Annotated in this window: 13 protein-coding genes; 12 read left to right on the plus strand and 1 reads right to left on the minus strand. The window is 55.6% G+C overall.

The window, feature by feature from the left end; all coding sequences use genetic code 11:
• Positions 1 to 3: 3 nt before the first annotated feature.
• The 7 genes from AC58P5_RS17500 (at position 4) to AC58P5_RS17530 (ending at position 8,485) form a co-directional block, all read left to right on the plus strand.
• Complete coding sequence (locus AC58P5_RS17500; RefSeq protein ID WP_497388667.1) at positions 4 to 909, plus strand: ATP-dependent DNA ligase; 906 nt, start codon at positions 4 to 6, stop codon at positions 907 to 909.
• Positions 906 to 1,796, plus strand: coding sequence for a non-homologous end-joining DNA ligase (gene ligD, locus AC58P5_RS17505; protein WP_497388669.1), 891 nt, complete (start codon positions 906 to 908; stop codon positions 1,794 to 1,796). Before AC58P5_RS17500 ends, ligD begins: the two co-directional genes overlap by 4 nt.
• 175 nt (positions 1,797 to 1,971) lie before the next feature.
• Positions 1,972 to 2,202 (plus strand): DUF2188 domain-containing protein, encoded by a 231-nt coding sequence (locus tag AC58P5_RS17510; RefSeq protein WP_497388671.1) that lies wholly within the window; start codon positions 1,972 to 1,974, stop codon positions 2,200 to 2,202.
• Between the two features lie 160 nt (positions 2,203 to 2,362).
• Complete coding sequence (locus tag AC58P5_RS17515; protein ID WP_497388673.1) at positions 2,363 to 3,478, plus strand: SGNH/GDSL hydrolase family protein; 1,116 nt, start codon at positions 2,363 to 2,365, stop codon at positions 3,476 to 3,478.
• Positions 3,460 to 5,052 carry an extracellular solute-binding protein gene (locus AC58P5_RS17520; protein WP_497388675.1) on the plus strand — a complete coding sequence of 531 codons (1,593 nt, stop codon included), beginning with the start codon at positions 3,460 to 3,462 and terminating at the stop codon, positions 5,050 to 5,052. The genes AC58P5_RS17515 and AC58P5_RS17520 overlap by 19 nt, the downstream gene beginning before the upstream one ends.
• Positions 5,049 to 6,890 carry a sensor histidine kinase gene (locus tag AC58P5_RS17525; protein WP_497388677.1) on the plus strand — a complete coding sequence of 614 codons (1,842 nt, stop codon included), beginning with the start codon at positions 5,049 to 5,051 and terminating at the stop codon, positions 6,888 to 6,890. The genes AC58P5_RS17520 and AC58P5_RS17525 overlap by 4 nt, the downstream gene beginning before the upstream one ends.
• A complete protein-coding gene (locus AC58P5_RS17530; RefSeq protein ID WP_497388679.1) occupies positions 6,887 to 8,485 on the plus strand; it encodes a response regulator transcription factor in 1,599 nt (532 codons plus the stop codon). Before AC58P5_RS17525 ends, AC58P5_RS17530 begins: the two co-directional genes overlap by 4 nt.
• 182 nt (positions 8,486 to 8,667) lie before the next feature.
• Here AC58P5_RS17530 and AC58P5_RS17535 read toward each other — a convergent pair whose 3' ends face one another.
• On the minus strand, positions 8,668 to 8,853 hold the full coding sequence (locus tag AC58P5_RS17535) for a tyrosine-type recombinase/integrase (protein WP_497388681.1): 186 nt from the start codon (positions 8,851 to 8,853) through the stop codon (positions 8,668 to 8,670).
• Positions 8,854 to 8,876: 23 nt separating this feature from the next.
• On the opposite strand from AC58P5_RS17535, the gene AC58P5_RS17540 reads away from it, so the two are divergent.
• The 5 genes from AC58P5_RS17540 to AC58P5_RS17560 all read left to right on the plus strand — a co-directional run bounded on the left by AC58P5_RS17540 (position 8,877) and on the right by AC58P5_RS17560 (position 18,484).
• Entirely contained in the window at positions 8,877 to 9,632 is a 756-nt protein-coding gene (locus AC58P5_RS17540) for an NAD-dependent epimerase/dehydratase family protein (protein WP_497388683.1), read from the plus strand.
• A gap of 358 nt (positions 9,633 to 9,990) precedes the next feature.
• The gene (locus AC58P5_RS17545; RefSeq protein ID WP_497388685.1) at positions 9,991 to 10,947 is read left to right on the plus strand and encodes an ABC transporter permease; all 957 of its coding nucleotides are present in this window, start codon (positions 9,991 to 9,993) and stop codon (positions 10,945 to 10,947) included.
• Positions 10,948 to 10,963: 16 nt separating this feature from the next.
• A complete protein-coding gene (locus AC58P5_RS17550) occupies positions 10,964 to 11,887 on the plus strand; it encodes a carbohydrate ABC transporter permease (protein WP_497388687.1) in 924 nt (307 codons plus the stop codon).
• 102 nt (positions 11,888 to 11,989) lie between these two features.
• Positions 11,990 to 13,483 carry an extracellular solute-binding protein gene (locus tag AC58P5_RS17555; protein WP_497388689.1) on the plus strand — a complete coding sequence of 498 codons (1,494 nt, stop codon included), beginning with the start codon at positions 11,990 to 11,992 and terminating at the stop codon, positions 13,481 to 13,483.
• A gap of 111 nt (positions 13,484 to 13,594) precedes the next feature.
• Entirely contained in the window at positions 13,595 to 18,484 is a 4,890-nt protein-coding gene (locus tag AC58P5_RS17560; RefSeq protein WP_497388691.1) for an S-layer homology domain-containing protein, read from the plus strand.
• The last annotated feature ends 17 nt before the right edge of the window (positions 18,485 to 18,501 follow it).

The raw sequence follows: 18,501 nt of genomic DNA on the forward strand, positions 1-18,501 counted from the left end.
TTTATGCAGCCGTTTCTGCCGATGTCGCCCATCCTCACGAATACGCTGCCTGAAGGCGATGAATGGATCTACCAGCTTAAATGGGACGGATTCCGGATTCTTGCTTTTGTGGATAACGGAAAAGTGGAGCTTTTCTCCAAAAAGATGTTATCGAAAAACCGGAACTATCCCGACTTGATCGAATCCCTGGGGCAGTTGAATGGGACCTTCGTGCTCGACGGCGAAGCCGTTATTCTGGACCCCGCTACCGGACGGCCCAGCTTTCAGAAAATGCAGCAGCGGGACAAATTGACCGATCCGGGCTTGATCCGGCGTGCGGTCGCCTGCGAACCCGTTCACTACATGCTCTTCGATGTGCTGCAAATCGGGGAAGAAGATCTTCGCGGCCTTGCTTTCGAGGAGCGCTTCAGGCGGTTGGAGGAGCTTGCGGCCGGCTGGAAGCCGCCACTTTACCGGACCGATCTGTACGCGGACGCCGAGACGCTGTGGGAGTGGGTGACCGATAACGAATGGGAAGGCGTCATTGCCAAGCGTGCCGGGAGTCCCTACCGCGAGGGCAAAGAGCACAAAGACTGGTTCAAGCGCAAAAGGGCCGTCCGGCACGAGGTACAGGCCGTCGGCATTCTGATCAAGGAAGGCCGGGTGGCCAGTCTCGTGATGAGCCGCGAAGGCCGTTATTTCGGCCGCGTCTCGTCCGGGCTGAACGAGCGGGTAAAGCGCGAGCTCCGTGGCCTCAAGACCGGGCGGATTATCGAAGATTATTTCATGGGGACGCCCGAAGGACTGCGAAGCGCCGAAGTGCTGTGGCTGGAACAGCCGCTGACGATTCTTGTTACGGGACGCGAGGTGACCGAAAGCGGCCTGCTGCGGCATCCTAAACTGCTTGCGCTGGGAGGGATGACGTTATGAGTCCAAGTTCAAGCGAATCGGGAGTCGTTACGGTCGACGGAAACGAAATCACGGTATCGAACCCGCAGAAGCTCCTTTGGCCCGAAGCGGGCATTACGAAGGTGGTGTACCTGCAGAAGCTGATCGCGCTGTCTCCGTACCTGCTTCCATACTGCCGGGACCGGTACCTGACCACGATCCGTTATCCGGACGGGATCGGGGGGAAGTTTTTTTATCAGAAAAACGCGCCCTCCAAGCTGCCGGAATTCGTGAAAACCGCGTCTTACGGAGGCGTTAATTATATCCACCTGGAATCTTTGTCCACGCTGCTTTGGCTCGGTAATCTGGCCGCACTGGAATTTCATCCTTCGTTCGAATACATCGGGGGAGAAGAACCCGCGGAATGGGTGCTGGATATCGATCCGAGCTTCGAAGACGAGCCGAGGCTCATGGAAGCCGTCGCGATTATCGGCGAAACGCTCCAAGGGATGGGCGTACGCTCGGTGCCGAAAACGTCGGGTGCGACGGGGGTTCAGATTTTCGTTCCGATCCGCGGAGGCTATACGTTCGATCAGCTCCGGTCCGTCGGAGAATTTCTCGGAAACTATCTGGCTGAGAAGTACCCCCGGCTGTTCACGGTCGAAAGGCTGATCAAAGAGCGGGGGAAGAAGATCTATATCGATTACGTCCAGCATGCTTCCGGCAAAAGCTTGTCGGCGCCCTATACGCCCCGCGGGAGGGCGGAAGCGACTGTTTCGACGCCTTTGACCTGGGACGAAGTCCGTCAGGGAGTAAGCCCGAAGCTTTTTACCCTGCTCACGATTGAGGAACGGCTGGAGAAGTTGGGGGATCTTATCGCAGCGGAAGAAAAACAGTCGCTGGACCCGGTGCTTGATTTTATCCGTTGACCGACCGGTGTAATGCTTGCTTGGTCCGGATTTATGCCGAAACGGAAAGGCTTCCGCAATTTTCAGCCTATTGTTTTTCCGGGCGTGGTCTCCAGGTTTTGTTTGTTTGGGCGCCCGGTGAGTAACAACCCGGAAGTTAGGGTAAGTAGATCATAAAAAAACAGGAGGGATCCCAATGTCCAAACATGAACCGGCTTCCGTACATACGACGCCGAATCCCGAAGGCGGCTGGGACAATCAGCGCGACGGGGAGAAAATCAGCCATCACGATACGAAAGAAGAAGCGCAGGCAAGAGGCCGTGAAGAAGCCAAGAAAAGAGAAACGGAGCACAAGATTCACAACCGGGACGGCAAAATTTCGGAATCCAACAGCTACGGGAACGACCCGTTTCCGCCGAAAGGCTGATTTCGGATAGCGACTTTCATGGAACTAAAATTCGTTCAATCCTTTTTCCGAAATGGAGAAAGGATTTTTTTGATTGAGCGCGATTTACAAAAACTTCTTTACACTTTGTGAAAGTCAAAGGTAAGTTTAAAGAAAGACCTTTCAACCAAACGGGGGAGTGATGGAAGTGGAAGTGAAGCAAGCGGGGAAAATCGATATCGCTCGGTACGACAGCAACTTGAAGACGGACACGATGATCGGTGGAGAAGCCGTGTGGCACGATCCCCGGCAGGCACCGTTCAGGATTTCCGGGTTTCCGTGGCTGAAGACGGAAGGCCGGTACCGGCGGCTGCCCGTCCTTCCGGCCGGCAAGCTGCCGGAAGCGGTCGACCGGCTCGCGGATTGCACGGCGGGCGGACAGATCCGCTTTATTACCGATACGGCGCAGCTGTCCGTCCGAGTCCGCCTCGGCGGCGATACCGCCATGCCCCATATGACGCTGCTGGGCCAAAGCGGGTTCGACTGTTACATCGGGGAACCGGGTAATCAGCGGTATATTGCAACCGCTTCCTTCAAGCTGGGAGACTCCGGGTACACGTCACGGCTTTACCGGTTCGGGGAGAAACGGATGCGGCACGTCACGCTGAACTTCCCCCTGTACCAGGGAGTGGAGGAGGTCTGGATCGGAACGGACGACGATGCCTCCTTGGAAGAACCGCTCCCCTATGAAAATTCCGGCAGAATTATCGTCTACGGCACCTCGATCACTCAGGGCGGCTGCGCGAACCGGCCGGGCATGAGCTATCCGGGTATTCTAAGCCGGCAAATAAACCGGGAGTTCATTAATCTCGGTTTTTCGGGCAGCGGCAAGGGGGAGCCGGAAGTGGCCGAAGTGATCCGCGAAATCGGACATCCCGCTCTGCTGGTCCTGGATTACGAAGGCAACACGGGGGAGCCGGAAAACATTCGGGCCACACTGCCGGTTTTTATCGAGTTGTACCGGGAAAAACACCCGGAGGTTCCGATCCTCGTTCTCTCCTGCATCGAGTTTGCCGCCGTCACGTTCGACCCGGCTGTTCGCAAGAAGCTGGACGACCGGCGGGCCATACAGCGGCAGATCGTAGAGGACCGGATCGCAAACGGCGACCGGTTCATCACGTTCTTCGACGGGTCGGCGCTGCTCGGCGAAGACGGCCACGAATGTACGGTGGACGGGATTCATCCGACCGATCTCGGCTTTAAACGGATGGCGGACGGACTTCTCGGGGTATTCAAGCGATGCTTGCAAACGGAGTAAGAAAACGCGCGGCCATGAAGCGCCGTTTCCGCTGCCGTCCGCTTCGTCCGCTTGCCTTGCTTAGAAGTTCGCTTCTCCTGGGGGCGCTTGCCGCCGTTTCTACCGGCTGCGAACGTGCGCCGGAAGCTATCGGAGGCGGACTTGTTCCGCACGGCCCCGCATCTGCGGCTGATTCCATCTCGATTGTAACGAACACGATCGGAATGAGCTTTCCTCAGGGGCTGGACGAAAATAACAATCCTTACCTGCGCTATATCGAAGAAAGCACCGGGTTGAGTATAAAGGTGACTCTCCCGCCCCAGGATGTATATCCCGAAAAGCTGAACGTCATCATGGCCTCCGGCAATTTGCCGGATCTCATTAATTTTTCCGATAAGGTATGGATGAACGATAACGCCAGACAGAACAAGCTGATGCCGCTGGACGAGCTGATCGGCCGATATGGCAAAGCCCTCAAGGAGAAAATACCGAAAGAAGCATGGGATCAGGTCACTGTCGACGGTAAAATTTATGCGGTACCGAGCTTGAACGAAGTGAAAGGGCTGGAACTGATGTACGCGCGCAAGGACTGGCTGGACCGTCTGGGACTCGCTCCGCCTGTCACCCTGGACGATTATTACAAGGTGATCCGCGCCTTTACGCTGGACGACCCCGACGGCAACGGGCTTAACGACACGATCGGATTGACATTCGGCGAGGCCCTTTCCCGTTCGGCGCCCTTCTTCGGAGCTTTCGGCGTGCAGCTCGATCAGTGGGCCGATCGTTACGGCGAGCTTGCTTACACCAGTACGCTGCCGGAGACGAAAGAAGCGCTCGCTTTTCTGAACAAACTGTATCGCGAGAAGCTGCTCGACCCCGAGTTTCCGTTGAATCGCAACCCCAGCTTGATGGACAAAGTCAAGAACGGCAAGGTGGGATTGTTCTCCGCAGCCTGGTACGATACACGGGGGCCGATTGCGGCCAATATGCAGAAGGATCCCCGGGCCGTCTGGATTCCTTTGGAATATCCGGTGGGACCGGAAGGGCACAGCGGGGTCTACGCGACCAATCTGATCCGCTCGTACAACGTCATTCCGGTAGGCAGCACCAATCCGGAAGGGGTCATCCGGTATTTGAATTTCATTGCGGGCGATGGTTACAAGACGCTTAAGCTGGGTTTCGAGAACGAAATCTGGTCGATGCAGCACGGAAAGATGGTCATCAACTTCGAGGAACACGACAAGCATTTGTACCGCGGCATCTATCAGGCGATGGTTGATGTTCAAGATAGAGAGATTTCGAAAATACGGCTCGATGCTCTGGGCGATTTTCATTTATACGACAATTTAAAGCAAATTGAAGGCCACCTCATCCCGAACGCCTTCTACGGCTCGCCGACCCCGTCGATGAGCAAATACTACAACACCAAGGGGAAGGAACTGATGGAGCATTTCGTCCGTATCATTGTGGGCGTCGAGCCTTTGGAGTCATTCGAAACGTCCGTGGAACAGTGGAGGAAAGAAGGCGGGGATGACATGACCCGTGAAGTGAACGAGTGGTACGAGATGCAGGGTATTCCGCAGGGTGTGCGATGAGGAAGACATTTCGCTGGCTGCGCGACAAGTTTCAGCGGAATATTCAAGTCCGGCTGACCTGTTATTTTCTGCTCATTCTGCTTCCGCTTGTGCTGGTTAGTCTTTTCGCCAACGAACGCTCCAAACAGATTCTCGTCGAGCAGGCGGCGGAAAGGTCCCGGCTGGCTTTGAATTCCGCGATGGATTATATCGATTTGACGCTGCAGAGTGTAGAGGAGCTGTCCACGCTGATCTCGACGGACTCCGAGCTGATCCGCACTTTGTCGCGTAACGGAGAGGAATTGACGCCGCGTTCCGTCATAGACTTTTCGCAAATGATGAAGCAGCTGGCCAATATGAACTCGATCAATCACATTGCCGCCCAGATTTCGATCTACCATTATCCGACGGGAATGATGATTTCCACAAATTACGGCACACGCCGCCTGGACAAAAGCCAACAGGATTTTATGCACGGCATGACGCTCAAAAACGGCACGGGCATTCTGTATATGCTGCCGGGTCAGATCATTTACGGGAGCAGCACCTTCGGAGACCTGATGCTGTCGGACAGCGTAACCCTGCTCCGCTCCATGGATCTGTACAACCCTCAGCGGGAACAGAATGTGCTGCTCATTACGCTGAACAAACCGCGGCTGCTCAATCTGATCAAACCGCTGCTTCCTTCTCCCCAGACCAAAATCTACCTGACGAACGCCGACAACAGCTTGATTGCGGGCGTCGGCCAGGAAGGGGAGACACGGGACAAATATCTTCCCTCCGAGCCGGACATGCTGTCGGTCTCCATTTCTTCCGCCACGTCCAAATGGAAGCTGACGATGACCCAGCCCAAGAGCGAGCTGTACAGCAAGACGGAGCAGATCACGCTGTACATGTACGGAATCATTACGATTAGTTTTTTGCTCGCTTTGTGGATCTCGTGGATCGTCTACACAGGCATTGCATCGCCGCTGCAAAAGCTGTCGCACGGGATTAAAAGGCTCGGCAGCGGCAAGATGAACATCCAGCTGGAGAACAAGCGCAGGGACGAATTCGGCTATTTGACCGAGGCGTTCAACCAGATGGCCCAGCAGCAGAAGCATCTAATCGAGGATCATTACGAGCAGGAGCTGAGACTGGCCAAGACGGAGCTGAAGTTTTTGCAGTCCCAGATCAACCCTCATTTTCTGTACAACACGCTCGATTCCATTTACTGGACAGCCAAAAATTACGAAGCGGACGAAATCAGCGAAATGGTTCTGAACCTGTCGCGGTTTTTCCGGCTCAGCCTGAACAAAGGGCGCGAAGTTTTTTCGGTGGAAGAAAGCTTTTCGCACCTGCATTACTACATCCGGATCCAGCAGATCCGGTTTCTCGAAAACTTCGAGGCGGAGTACCGGTTGGAAGACGAAACGAAGGGGATTCCGCTTCTCAAGCTGCTGCTCCAGCCGCTGGTGGAAAACGCCATCCTCCACGGCATGGACGGCAAAGAACACGGCGGGCGCCTCGTCGTTTCCTCCCGGCTGGACGAAGGGTTTCTCGTGCTGGAAGTGAAGGACAACGGCAGCGGCATCCCGCAGGAGCGGCTGGCCTATATCCAGGAGGAGCTGGGCAGGCTCCACAGACGCAAGGGCAAGCTTTACTCGCTGGATGAAGAAGGCGTGGACGACCTGTTCGGGCTAAGGAACGTCGTGTCCAGGATCAAGCTTTATTACGGCGGAAGCGCGGAGCTGAGCATCGACAGTGCGGAAGGCGGAGGCACCCGGACGGCGCTAAGGCTTCCCCTGGTCCGCTGCAGAGAAGATTTCAGTCCCGGTGCGGACAGCATGATCGACTACAAGGAGGAGACGGGAACATGAACTTAATGATCGTCGAGGACGAAGCGCGCCTGCGCACTTCGCTCGTAAACAATATTCCGTGGGAAGACAACGGAATCGAAGTGATCGGCCAGGCGGCCAGCGGGGCGGAGGCGCTGTTTCTGTTCGAGCGGAAAAAGCCGGACATCGTTCTGCTCGATGTCCAGATGCCGGAGATGGACGGGCTTACTCTGGCCCGCAAGCTGCGCGAGAAAGATGCCTTCGTGAAGATGATTATTCTCAGCGGGCACGATAATTTCGGCTTCGCCCAGAAAGCGATCGAAGCCGGGGTTTCCCAGTACCTGCTAAAGCCCGCAGGAGACGAGGAGATCCTGGAAGCGGTTCTGAGCGCAGCCGAACAGCTGCGGCAGGAGCTGGAGCGCTGGCACAGCCAGTCGGAGCTCCAGGAGAAATGGTCGGAGCATCTGCCCCAGCTGCAGAGCGCGTTTTTCCAGAATCTGATCGGCGGCAAGTACGCCCTCTGGGAAATCCGCAAGATCAGCAGGGACTATCTGCTCGATCTGGATGAGAGCATGCAGTACGCCGTAGCGGTAGCCGACGTCGATCCGCTCGCGCCCGGAGAGACCCGCTACAAAAGCGGGGATATGCCGCTGCTGCGCTTCTCGCTCCAGTGTGTCGCCCGCGAATTTCTCCAGCCGCACTTGTGCTGGGTGAATACGGACGCAAGCGGCTACACCCTGATGCTGTTCGCCATGCCGGCGGACGATTCGCCCAACGACGTGATGCTGCGCGTGCATGCCGCGGTCGTGAAGCTGCTCTCCCAGGCCAAGGAATGCCTGAAGGTCACCTGCAGCGCGGGAATCAGCGGAGGGACCGGCGGCCTCACGGAGATCAGCAAGCTGTACGCACAGGCGTACCAGGCGCTGCAGGACCGCATCGTGTACGGGGCCGACATCGCGGTGCCGTACCGGGACAAGCCGGCGGCCGGGACGTCGGTGCCGCTTTCGCCGGGACTGGAGAAGACGCTGGAGATCGCGCTGGAAACCGGCGATGAGACGAAGGCCGCAGAGACCCTCTCGGAACTGTGGGATCAGGCGATGGAAGGAACGGAGACCGCTGCGGGGATGCACGAGGCGCTGATGTACTGGACGAGCCTCATGATCCGTCTCATTCACAAGCAGGGCTGGAGCGTGCAGGATGTCGTGAAGGAGGACTACCCGTATTACCGGGACGTCACGCTGCTGAGCACGAAGCAGCAGATCCGGGCCTGGCTGGAGCGTTCGGTGCTCCATTACTCGGCCTATCTGCAGGAACAGCGCAAAACGACGAGTCACGGAGTCGTGAAAACGATCTTGTCCATGGTCGAGAAGGAGATCGACAGCGATATCACGCTCCACAGCGTGGCGGACCGGCTCTTTGTAAATTCCTCGTACTTGAGCCGTTTGTTCAAGCAGGAAACGGGCGTCGCGTTTTCAGCGTACGTGCTGGAGCGGAAAATGGACCGCGCCAAGGCGGCGCTGCTGGAAGGCGCCAAGGTGTACGATGCGGCCCGGCTTGTCGGCTACCGGGACGTCAGCTATTTTACGAAAGTGTTCCGTAAATATTGGGGCGTCACTCCGGGCGAAATGAAGCCGTAGCGTCAGGGGACGGGGCAAGGTACAGGGGGAATACCGGCGAAGGCTGACAGCACCCGCAAAGTAGATGTAATTAAATGGGGAATTTATTGATAACTTCGTTATATTCCTGCTGGGCATCGGTGATTGCAAGTTTTGAATAGTCCTGCGGCTTTCATGACCGGAAAGAAGGCTGTATGAGCGCGTCATCGATGCCCTGCTTTTATAAGCCAAGTCAACAGGAAATGTCGCAGTTTGTGAGGCGACAAGTTTTGTACTAGGCCGGCTTCCTCCGAATATTTAGCTAATATCTTTCGTATTCCCCGAACCGTATATTTTTTCTTCCATGAGGATTCGAACAGATAAACCGTTATGTTAAAACTTATACTCAAGTAATCAAGAAAGGGGCCTTCTTATGAATCCAACCAGAAAAATTCTGATCACTGGCGCAGGAGGTAGAATTGGATTAGCGCTCATTCCTTATCTAAATGATAAGTACAGTCTTACATTAGGTGATATAAACACATCTAAACTGCAAAAGTGGGTACATGATGGACATGAATGGGTTGATTTAGATATTAGGGATATAGAATCATGTAGACAGGCTTGCAAAGGTATAGATACTGTTATTCACTTAGCAGGGGATCCTTCTCCTCATGCAAGTTTTGAATCTGTGCTGAAAGTTAATATTGAAGGAACTTATAATATTTTCAAAGCTGCTCAGGAAGAAAGTTGCAGTCGAGTTGTATTTGCAAGCAGCGCTCAGGTTGTAGAGGGGTATCCAGTTGATACACAAGTACAGCCGGATATGCCTGTTCGCCCAAAAAATTTATATGGTGTGGGCAAATCTTTTGGAGAAGCACTTGCTTCTTATTTTGCTTACCAAGAAAATCTTCCTAGTATCGCGATAAGAATTGGGGCATTCGATGAAGTTTCTCAAGTAGGTACAGATTTGACAGCGAGAGATATGAGTGCTTATATCAGCCCCGAGGATATGTGTCATTTAATTGAACAGTGTGTTATAACTCCCTTACAAAAGCCCTTTGAAATTGTTCACGCTGTTTCTAATAATCGTTTTAAAAGACTTGATATTTCAAAAACGAAAGAAGTCCTTGACTATAGCCCTCAACACGATGGATTTCAAAAATGCGGCTTTATTTTTAAGGATTGACTTACGAAACTCTCCCTTTGTTTTACATCAGCTACTATTCCGTTAATTTGAATAAAAGAAGAGCACATATTATACATGACTACTATGTGCTCTTCTGGCGGATTCGCACGGCCAGAGCGAGGTTGCATTTGCATTTTGTTACCTTTTGGGATTACAGCAATAAAAGCGCGAAAAAGCTGTCCGCCGCATTACGGCGGGCAGTTTTTTTTCTGGAATGCGTTTGCATCCGTGGCGTTCCCGGGAAGCTCAGCGCGCTATCAAAGTACCACAAATAGTAATGAGAGTCCTCTACTACGGATTTCGCGCAGGTTCTACACTTAGTACTATACAAAAGCGAAACCGCATAAGGGGGGATTCGATGAGACAGCCTGCTTCTGAAGTAAACGTCTCCCGATCGAAACAAAGTTTTTCCAGACAACTCAGCTCGGATATCCGCAAGGATTGGGATTTATACCTGCTGCTCGTGCCGGGTATCCTGTTTGTTTTACTTTTCAAATACACGCCGATGTACGGTCTTGTCATTGCGTTCAAGGACTTCAATATTTTCGACGGTATGGCGGCAAGTCCGTGGGTGGGACTCGAGCATTTCAAAAAACTGTTTACCTCGCAGGAGTTCGGCGGTGTTTTCGTCAACACGCTTATTATCTCCCTGCTGAAAATCGTCATCCTCTTTCCGCTTCCCATTGTCGTCGCGATTCTGATGAATGAAATGAAAAACATGCTGTTCAAGCGCACCATCCAAACGGTCATTTACCTGCCGCACTTTCTGTCCTGGGTTATCGTAAGCGGAATTTTTATCGATCTGCTCTCCACAAACGGCGGACTCGTCAACAAGGTGCTGATCAGCCTGGGGCTGGAGCAAATCGCCTTCTTCATGGACAGCAGCGTATTCCGCAGTGTCCTCGTCACGTCGGCCGGCTGGAAGGAGACCGGATGGGGCATCATCGTTTACCTCGCCGCTTTCTCGACAATCGACCCTCAGCTTTACGAAGCCGCCAAAATGGACGGCGCCGGGCGCCTGAAGCAGATCTGGCACATTACGCTGCCCGGAATTTTGCCGACCATCCTCCTGATGTTCATCCTTCGTCTGGGCTCCGTTCTCGAAGCGGGCACGGAACAAATTCTCGTGATGTATAACCCTACCGTTTACAACGTCTCCGACGTGATCGGCACGTTCGTGTACCGCATGGGTCTGGGCAACCAGGATTACAGCTTTACGACCGCCGTCGGACTATTCGAATCGGTCATCGCCTTCACGCTTGTCATCACCGGCAATTATTTGAGCCGCAGATATTTGCAGCGCGGAATCTGGTAGAGAGGAAGAGACGCATATGAATACAGACGCAGCCCTGCCTGCCGTAAAGCCGCACAAACGCAGAAAACCCCGGACCACCTGGTCCGAGAAGCTGTTCCATCTGATCAATTACACCTTGTTTATCCTGTTCGGACTGGCTACGCTGCTGCCGTTCCTGAACCTGATCTCCAAATCGCTGAGCGATGAATCCGCGGTCATATCCGGACAAGTCAGTTTATTTCCGGTCGGCTTTCAGCTGAGCACCTACGCCTATGTCCTCCAGGATCAGATGTTCCTGAATTCGTTTAAAATATCCATCCTGATCACCGTCGCCGGCACCCTGCTCAGTCTTTTTCTTACCACGATTACGGCTTACCCGCTTTCGAAAACGAGGCTGCGGGGCCGGAAATGGCTGCTGCTGCTGTTCATCTTCACGATGCTTTTCAGCGGCGGGCTCATTCCGATGTACCTGCTCATGCAGAACCTGAATCTCGTCAACACGCTGCCCGCACTTTTCCTGCCGGCTATGGTAAATGTGTATAACATGCTCATCATCAAAAACTACTTCGAAGGGCTTCCCGAAAGCCTCGAGGAATCGGCGAAAATGGACGGGGCCAGCAATCTGCGCATTTTGTTCAGCATCATGCTTCCGCTTTCCCTGCCGGTTCTCGCTACGATCGCGCTTTTCTTCGCGGTATATTTCTGGAACGATTATTTTGCCGCCATGATTTACATTACGAATCCGAGTCTGAAGCCGATGCAGCTGTTTCTGAAAGAACTGCTCATTTCGTCCACCGGGGATTTTCTGCGGAACAACAACTTGGATTCTTCTATGAATACGACCCCGCAGTCGATTCAGGCGGCCTCGATCCTGCTGGCCACGCTGCCGATCCTGCTCGTTTATCCGTTTCTGCAAAAATATTTCGTGAAAGGCGTGCTGGTCGGTTCCGTTAAAGGCTGACGGGCATCTTCCATCCTGAAATGAAAGGCGGTGAGGCCCCTCTTTTGTGGCTTGCGAAACTCGGCTCGGTCTTGTTGTTCAACAAAAAGGGAGGTTACATCTATGTTAAAAAAAGCAGCGCTTCTGCTCACGGTCGCAGCGCTTGGAGTCACTACGGCGGCATGCGGCGGCGGAAAAGAGACCCAGACCGGCGGCACTTCGCCGGCACCGGCAGGAGGAGCCAAGCCGGCCCTGCGCCAGCTTATGCAGTACGGAAATTTCGATCCGAACAAAGAGTATACCGCCAAAACGATTTCCGAGAAAACGGGCTATAAGGTCAATTACGAAATGCTTCCGGCGGAAAATCCGGACGAGAAACTGAACCTGCTGATGGCGAACAAAGAAGAGTACGACGTCATGAAGCTGAGCGCGCCGCAGTTCGAGAAGCTGGCTACATCGGGTGCCTTGGAGCCGCTTGACGATCTGCTTGAAAAGCTCGCTCCGAACATTAAAGCGGCTATCGACCCGGCCGCGTGGGAAAGCGCCAAGGTAAACGGCAAAATCTACGCTATTCCGGAAACGGGTTCCGGTCTTGCGGTCGGGGAAGAACTGGTTGTCCGCCAGGACTGGATGGATGAGCTCGGTCTGAAAACGCCGACGAACACGGACGAGCTGTACACCGTGCTGAAAACGATCAAAGAAAAGAAAAACATCGCACCGCTTACCGGTTCCAAAGATGCGAAAGAATCTATTATCGGCGATATCGGCGCCGCATTCGGCGTGACGACGGATTGGGTCAACCAGAACGGAACGCTTCTTCACCAGGTAGAGACACCGGCGATGAAAGAATTCCTGACTTATATGAACAAGCTGTACAAAGAAGGTCTGATCGATCAGGAAATGCCGATCAATACGAGCGCCAAGGCGATCGAGAAATTTTCCAGCGGCAAAGCGGCCATTTTCAAGCAGGCTTACTGGAACGCGGGAACGACGGAGAAAGCGCTTAAGAAGAACGATCCTAACGCTAAAACAGCCATTATTCCTTTCCTGAAAGATAAATCCGGCAAAGCGTCCACGTTCGTCAAAGCGAACACGACCTGGTTTGTCACCATTCCGAAGGTTTCCAAGCATAAGGAAGATGCCTTGAAATTTCTGGATCTGAAGCTGAAGCCGGATAATTTCATCGAGATCGCCATCGGCAAGCAGGGCGAGCATCATGAAATCAAAGAAGGCAAGTACTACCCGATTCTGCCGAAGTTTAACGACGAGCTTAACAACGGAAGCGGATTCCTGACGGGCGTCGATCACAAAAAATATCCGGACTACTGGCAGGCGCGTGTACGTAAAGATCCCGTTCTGCAAGCGTTCTTCGAACAGATCAACAAAAACGCCGAAGGCATCATGGTCACCGATCCGCTTGCCAAGGCGCCGCCGATTGCGGACATTTCCAAAAGTAAACAGAAACTCGACAAGTTCCAGACCGACAGCATGCTGAAATTTATCAGCGGGTCGGATCCGCTGGCCAATTACGACCAGTTCCTGGCCAAGTGGAAGGCGGACGGCGGCGATGCGATGATCAAAGCGGCCAACGAGTGGTTTAAAAGCGCCAAAAAATAAGACACATCCAGAATCATTTACATCCGGCAGCAGCTTACGAGCGGCTGCCGTTTTTTTCACCGGCCCCGGCCGGGTTCGACTCTAAACTTTGACCGAAAGAAGGGAGCCGTTATGAAAAACTTGCTGCGCAAGTGGAATGGGATGCTGATTGTCGCTCTGGTGATTTCTTTGCTTTCTCCCGCATTTGGAAAAGTCTCGGCGCAAAGCCCCGGGCGGGAGAGCGGAGGAAGTCATCCGCAAGCCGCCGGTGTGACGGACGATGTGTACGTCCTGTCGCAGGACGGCGCGTTCCGGCTGCCGGTCGGGCACATCAACGTCAATGTCGACGCGCCGCCCCAGAAGACGAACTATGTGGCCCTGTTTACGAGCGGAGCCCAGGTGACGAACTCGACGGAGAACGATAAGGTATTCGTCAAGAAAACGAACACGGCGATAGCGGTGGATAAGAACGATCGGGTGATCCGGGTCATCGGTCCGACGGCTGTTCCGCCGACAGGTTCCACGTGGGAGGAGAGCCAGAACCTGCCCGTTCCGGAGGGCGGATACATCCTTCTCGCCAACGACTCTTCGTGGGGAACGTCCGTAACCCGGAAACCGCTTTTCGAGCATTACAAAAACGGAGACATCGTGTCTTTACATAAAGGGGGAAAAGTTGTGCACGCAGGTGATTTTCTGAACGCGGAACCGGGGCTGAACCTGCTGACGGCATCGGGAACCACGGTCACATCGCCTGATTTTACCGTATCGGGTCAGGTGCTCCGTTACGGCAGCGGGCAGGGAATCTCCTTGACTGTGAACGGAACGGATACCGCGTTGAAGGCGGACGGAACGTTTCAAAGCGTGATCCGGCTGGCAGCGGGGACGAACGCCATTGCGGTCAAGCTGCTGAAGGACGGCCGGGAAATCGTTTCGTCCACGGTAACCGTGACGTATAACGACAGTCAGCAGCCGGTCGATTTAATAGAAGTCGAGGCGGCGCCGATCGACATTACGATCAGCATCGAAGGCCCGCGCCATGCGATCGGTTACGTGGATCGGGACATTGCCGGGATCGACGACACTGTGGCGCTGTTCACGAACGATTGGGGGACGCGGATTACCGTTCCTCAGTTCAACGTCGCTGTGCAGGTGGATGCGGGCAGTAAAGTGACGAAGGTGATCAACCCTTCGATTGACGGCAAAACGCCGGCCTGGACCGGTCCCACGGACCTGGAAATCCCCCCAGGAGGCTATGTCTTGATCGCTCAGGATACGAGCTACGCCAGCAAGAACATCAAGAAATATTTAGCGACTTATTTCAAAGTCGGGGATGCGATCAAACTCCGGAAGAACGGCTTCGCGGTCCCGGTTAAGGATCTGATGGGAGCGGGAGGGCCGATTGCCCGGCTGACGCTCGACAATTACGCCATGTATACGGAGACGAAGCCGTCCACCGAGCTTTCCGGAACGATTACGAATATGGACGATCCTTCGAAAATCGAGTTAACGGTGAACGGGACTCCGATTCCTTTCGGTCCGGACGGCAAGTTCAAGACTTCGTACACGCTTGCCGAGGGCATCAATTACCTGGATCTCGCCGTTACGAAAGAAGGCAAAGAGCAGGACTCCAAAGATCTGGTCGTCTACAGCCGTCCGGGCTTTTCAACCGAAAAGAAGGTGATCCTGTGGGTCGATCAGGCCGCGAACGCAAGGAAATTCCAAACCAGTGACAACGTGGACAATTTTTTGCGGACCGCGAAAGAGAACGGCGTGACTTCCGTCGTTTTTGACGTGAAAGGAGTCGAGGGGTACGTCTCGTACAAGAAAAGCACCCTGACCGGCCGGCCGTACGTAAGCGCGATTAAAGCGCCGGAAAAAGCGGGCTCGAATCCGGATCTGGATCTGCTCCAGGAATTTATCCGCTACAGCCGTGAGCTGGGGCTCGATATCCACGTCGCCTTTAACATTTTTGCGGAGGGGTCAATCGCCAGCAATGAATACGCTCTGCTGAACAGCCATCTCGACTGGGAAGAGCGGGTGTACAACGCGGCGGATAAAGGACAGATCAAACGGCTGCGCGAATCCGCCAAGCAGGGCGCCGTCGCATTCGTGAACCCGTCCAACGACGAGGTGCGCGATTTCCAGCTCAAAACGATCGAGGAAGTGCTGCAAAATTACGACGTGGACGGCGTCGTATTGGACCGTGCCCGGTATGACAACGAACGCGCGGATTTCAGTGACTTGACGAAAGCCAAATTCGAATCGTTCCTCGGCGCGCGCGGCAAACAGCTTCAAAACTGGCCGGACGATGTATTCACTTACGCGGGTAACGTGCGCAAAGACGGTCCGCTTATCCGGGACTGGTGGGAATTCCGATCCAAAACGATTCAAAGCTTTACGTCCGAAGTAAGGCAGCTGACCGACCGGTATAAAGCGGAAAAAGGCAAAAAAATCGAAGTATCCGCCTATGTGGGCTCCTGGTTCGAATCGTATTACCTGAACGGCGTACACTGGGGCAGCACGGAATTCCGCTACGACGAGCGTCTGCGGATGAAAGACGAATCCGTGTACACGCCGGGTTACTATGAAAGCGGCTATGTCAAAAATCTCGATTTCATTATGATCGGCGCTTATCAGACGACGGCTCCCGAAATCGAGCATTACATTACGCTCGGCAATATCGTAACGAACGGGGAAGTGCCGCTCTACGCCGGCATCGCCCTCACGAATGTGCAGGAACCGGCTCTCCAGCGGGACGTTTTCCAGGCAGGTCTGGAAAATACGCACGGGCTTATGCTTTTCGACGCGTCTCAGGTGAACTGGCCGGTAGCCGGGGCGGCCTTGCGCAATCTCGTTTACGTGAGAGACTATCAGCTCGGCGTCTCCCTTCCGGACTCGCCCGATTCGTTCCTCGAGGGAAGCTACACCAACACCAATCTGATCGAAAATAACATCGGTGTGCTCACGGACACTTTCGGCTATTCGACCGGCAACAGCCGCTTCGGCGTGGAAGCGGTCGTGGACAGCTCCGGCAAAGTGACGTCCGTGCCGAACAAAACCCAGGCCATGACGTGGAACTGGGGCAAGCCGGACGAAACCAACAGCGTCATCCCGCAAGGCGGCTTTGTCGTCTCGACGCTTGACGCTTCCGGGATCCGCACCAAACGGCAGCTCGTCGCGAATTCGTACGAGATCGGCGACTCCGTCCGGGCGGCGGCTCTCAGCGGCTTCCTCGCGTACGAAGGACTCAGAACCTCCGCCGACCGTGTGACCTTACGGGGGAAGGTGGACGTACTGGGACCGGGTAAGGCCTCCGTTACCGTAAACGGGCAGGAAGCGGCGCTTCGGGAAGACGGCTCATTCCAGGCCGATGCAGCCATCCGTCCGGGAGCGAATCCGGTCGTCGTCACTGTCCGTGTGGACGGGTTCAAGACCAACGAGAAGACCGTCACGATCATCGGGGATGAAGCGGCGGTAAAAGCATTAAAGCTGGCCCGTGACTCGTACAGTCTGGGTAAGGGCGAGAATGTTCAGCTTGCCGTCACCGCCGAATATAAACAGTCCAGCGCGGACGTGACGGGACAGGCGGCTTACGTCTCTCTCGACCCGGCTGTTGTCTCCGTAGACGCTGCCGGACGGATCACCGCTTTGCGGGAAGGAAGCGGCACGGTGCAGGCGGCTTACGAAGGCCATACCGCGTCGGCCCGGGTGAACGTAAGCTCGGGCGGTACCGGAGGCGGATCGGATACGGACTCGGGCACGGGCTCCGGTTCCGGGGGCGGTTCCGCCGGAGGAGGCGGCACGTCCCCGTCCGGGCCGGAACGCACGTCGGTAACGGAGACGAAAGGTTCCGACGGGCGGAACCTGACCCTCGTCTCGGCGGATGCCGGCGTCATGGAGGCCGAGATCGCGGCGCTGCAAGGAAAGGCGGCCCCCGGCCTTTCCTACGAGATTCCCGGCAGCGAGCCGATGGGCACCGTATCGCTGCCGGGCGCGGCGTTCCGCAAGGCGGCCGCCGAATCGCCGGACGCGATCCTCAGCGTAACCTCGCATCTCGGCGCCGTCGAGCTCCCGGCCGGCCTGCTGGCGGCTGACATTCCCGCGGACGGCAGCTTCGATCTGCTTGTGCGGATCGGGCAGACGGCAGCGGGCGAGACCGCGGACCTTGCCGCCCGGGCGGCAAAAGAGGGCATGCAGGTACGGGGCATGCCGGTTGAATTTCGGGTTTTCCTGAAAAGCGGAGGGAAAACGAAGGAAATCGGCGGCTTCGGAAGCTACGTACGAAGAAGCGTAAACCTGCCGGAAGCGCTCGACCCTGACCGCGCCACGGCGGTGAAGCTGGACCCGGCCGCCGGAGAACTCCGCTTCGTGCCGTCCCGCTTCGAATCGTCCGGTGGTGCGCACCGGGCCGTTATCCGCGACAGAAGCGGGGGGACCTACGCGGTGGTTACCTCCGGCGTCAGCTTCCCCGACCTTGCGTCCCACTGGTCGCGGAAGGATGTCGAGCTGCTGGCCGCCAAGCGCATCGTCGACGGCATGGAGGGCGGCGCCTTCTCGCCGGACGAAGCGCTGACGCGGGCGCAGTTCACGGCCCTGCTGACGCGGGCCCTTGCGCTAGACCCGGCGCCTGCCGCGGCAGACTTCACCGACATCGCGGGTGACGCGTGGTATGCCGGCGCCGTCGGCGCCGCCGTTCAGGCCCGGCTCGCCGACGGCTTCGAGACCGGGGAGTTCCGCCCCGGGGAGGTGCTGACACGCGAGCAGATGAGCGTGATGCTCATGCGCGCCGTGAAGCTGGCCGGTGTCCGGACGGAGGAGAACTCCGGGGCCGGTGCTCTGGCGGTCTTCGCGGACCGGGGCGAAATCTCCGGCTGGGCGGCCGCCGCCGTCTCGCAGGTGGTGGAAGCCGGCCTGCTGGACGGGCGCGGGGACGGCCGCTTCGTGCCCGGAGGCACGGCTGCCCGTGCGGAAGGCGCGGCTGTGCTGAAACGGCTGCTGCAGACAGCCGGATTCGTGAACTAGGCGCAGGCGCATCTGCC

The sequence above is a fragment of the Paenibacillus sp. JT31N7 genome (genome assembly GCF_059692095.1).

Excerpts from the sequence above, each read along its gene's own strand:
- AC58P5_RS17540 (WP_497388683.1), top strand. The coding sequence starts at position 8,877 with ATGAATCCAACCAGAAAAATTCTGATCACTGGCGCAGGAGGTAGAATT.
- AC58P5_RS17530 (WP_497388679.1), top strand. The coding sequence starts at position 6,887 with ATGAACTTAATGATCGTCGAGGACGAAGCGCGCCTGCGCACTTCGCTC.
- AC58P5_RS17510 (WP_497388671.1), top strand. The coding sequence starts at position 1,972 with ATGTCCAAACATGAACCGGCTTCCGTACATACGACGCCGAATCCCGAA.
- AC58P5_RS17560 (WP_497388691.1), top strand. The coding sequence starts at position 13,595 with ATGAAAAACTTGCTGCGCAAGTGGAATGGGATGCTGATTGTCGCTCTG.
- AC58P5_RS17525 (WP_497388677.1), top strand. The coding sequence starts at position 5,049 with ATGAGGAAGACATTTCGCTGGCTGCGCGACAAGTTTCAGCGGAATATT.
- AC58P5_RS17520 (WP_497388675.1), top strand. The coding sequence starts at position 3,460 with ATGCTTGCAAACGGAGTAAGAAAACGCGCGGCCATGAAGCGCCGTTTC.
- ligD (WP_497388669.1), top strand. The coding sequence starts at position 906 with ATGAGTCCAAGTTCAAGCGAATCGGGAGTCGTTACGGTCGACGGAAAC.
- AC58P5_RS17515 (WP_497388673.1), top strand. The coding sequence starts at position 2,363 with ATGGAAGTGGAAGTGAAGCAAGCGGGGAAAATCGATATCGCTCGGTAC.
- AC58P5_RS17545 (WP_497388685.1), top strand. The coding sequence starts at position 9,991 with ATGAGACAGCCTGCTTCTGAAGTAAACGTCTCCCGATCGAAACAAAGT.
- AC58P5_RS17500 (WP_497388667.1), top strand. The coding sequence starts at position 4 with ATGCAGCCGTTTCTGCCGATGTCGCCCATCCTCACGAATACGCTGCCT.
- AC58P5_RS17555 (WP_497388689.1), top strand. The coding sequence starts at position 11,990 with ATGTTAAAAAAAGCAGCGCTTCTGCTCACGGTCGCAGCGCTTGGAGTC.
- AC58P5_RS17550 (WP_497388687.1), top strand. The coding sequence starts at position 10,964 with ATGAATACAGACGCAGCCCTGCCTGCCGTAAAGCCGCACAAACGCAGA.